The sequence below is a fragment of the Dokdonia pacifica genome, from assembly GCF_900188275.1.
Taxonomy (GTDB): domain Bacteria; phylum Bacteroidota; class Bacteroidia; order Flavobacteriales; family Flavobacteriaceae; genus Dokdonia; species Dokdonia pacifica.
The window spans coordinates 1-1,986 of record NZ_FZNY01000022.1 but is presented as its reverse complement, the minus strand read 5'-3'; the positions used below and the strand labels follow the sequence as shown (position 1 = coordinate 1,986).

2 protein-coding genes are annotated in these 1,986 nt (G+C 27.5%); both read right to left on the bottom strand.

Going from position 1 to position 1,986, the window contains the following annotated elements:
- Positions 1 to 228: 228 nt before the first annotated feature.
- On the bottom strand, positions 229 to 1,503 hold the full coding sequence (locus CHB80_RS24310) for a bifunctional DNA primase/polymerase (protein ID WP_089374120.1): 1,275 nt from the start codon (positions 1,501 to 1,503) through the stop codon (positions 229 to 231).
- A complete protein-coding gene (locus tag CHB80_RS24305; RefSeq protein WP_089374119.1) occupies positions 1,496 to 1,876 on the bottom strand; it encodes a hypothetical protein in 381 nt (126 codons plus the stop codon). The genes CHB80_RS24310 and CHB80_RS24305 overlap by 8 nt, the downstream gene beginning before the upstream one ends.
- Positions 1,877 to 1,986: the final 110 nt, after the last annotated feature.

Genomic DNA, 1,986 nt, shown 5'->3' with positions numbered 1-1,986 from the left:
GAAGTTTCCGAAATTCAATTTTTGAGCAAATAAAATGTTGCTGAAAAACAAAATTAATATAATGACAATCTTTTTTTTCATATGTGTGGCAACGTGTTTGTGTATGATTAGTTGCGTGTTTTAAGCACTGAATTTAGTAAATAAAAACTGAATAGAAAGTCCGCGAGGACTTTCGTAAATTGACTAAAACCAAGCAATTAATTATACACGGTGTTGCCCACAGTTTTTTTATTTGTTTTTCAAATGGTCTAATTTTCCTTTATACAATAACTCTTTAATACATTTTGCAAGAATGGTTACATCTGAATTTGCATTATGGAATTGCTTTACTTTATGATTAAACAAGTATTCATATAATTCGGTCATTTTTGGAAATTTTGCATCAGGATTTTGTTCATTAGACAAAAGTTCAGTCCCGAATTCCATTGTGCAAAATTGAGTCAAATTATTAAAATTAAAATCAATTTGATGATTCTCAAATTCGTTTTCCAAAACAGATAAGTCAAATTTTAAGTTATGAGCTGAAATAAATTTACAATGCTTTAAATCGTAAGTAATATCTAAATAAACTTCTGAAGGCTCTTTTCCTATTTTTTTTATTATCTCTGGATTGAGTTTGTTTATTTTAAATGCTTCTGATTCTTTATTAAAATCTGAATTTACTAATTCAGTTACCTTTTTGTATACAATACCTTTTATGTCCATAATCATCCAAGAAATTTGAACAATATTTGGATAATTATTGTTTTCAATTAAACCATCTGTTTCTATGTCAAACAGGAAAAATAGATTTCCCTCAATTGAAGAAAGGTCTATTAAATTTATATCTTTATTTGGCTGTTTTATATTTCTATGTTTCTCAATTGAAAGTGAGAAGTAAACTTTTTTTCTTTCGATTTCTGAAATATTTAGAAAAAGACTTTCAATGATTTTAAATTTATTTATATCTATATAAAGAGGTTTTTCTTTAGGGAATTTACAATTAGTAAAACTGTATTTTGAACCAGATTTATGAATAGAATTTGGCAGAACAACGTGTGTTCTCCAAAGTAATTCTATTTTCTCAAATAAACCTGTATTATCCAAATTTGGTGGATATGAAGATGCAACTTGGTCTTCTTCTAATGTTTCAATTAATTCTGAATAAAAGTAAATATGATAGCCGTCTAAACTTCCTGTTTTTACAACCCATTCATAATGTTTTGGTAAACCTAAAATAATTAATAAATCTTCTATGAAACCGTAATTTGTGCAACCGTCAATATCCAATACATGTAAGTTCTCAAATCCAGCTATTGTTCCTATTCCAACTGCATTTTCCCAATCGTATTCTTTTATTTCCTCTATCGACTGTCTTGACTTTTTAAGGTGTTTCCATTCGTGATATGCGCCTTTTAGAATATTAGCATCATAAAAATTATGTTCAGTTATATAATTGGTTATACAAGTAATGTTTAGTCCAAGTTTATGAAGATGGTTTGCGAGTATTTTATTGTTAAGCATACAACCCTTTATTAATTAGTATTTCTAAAACATAAAACGCATTTTCATAATCACTTTCTTGATGAAATCTAATTTGAATAAATTCGTTACCTGTATCACTATATTTTCCCATTAATATTTTACTTCTATTTTCCCAATAGTCATTGTCAATTTCTTTCGTTTTAGATAATATGGGTTTTAATACATCCAAATATTTTTGGTTTTCAATTGAAACCCCAAAATCTGGATGATATTCAAATATTTCAGAAAAGAACTGATAAAAATAAATATTATCCACGTAGTCATTCTGTTCGTTAGGGTTCTGTTCAGAAACCCAACAAAAAAACTTATTTAAGCTTTTCGGATATTGTTTTTTAAAATTCAGATAGTTCATCTCTCAAATTGTGGGCAACGTTTGGTGTAAGGAACGTAGGGCAAGGAATAAGTACTGTCTTTCGAATTCTCACTAAGCCAAATTTACATATTTTGCTTTTATTTTTCTAA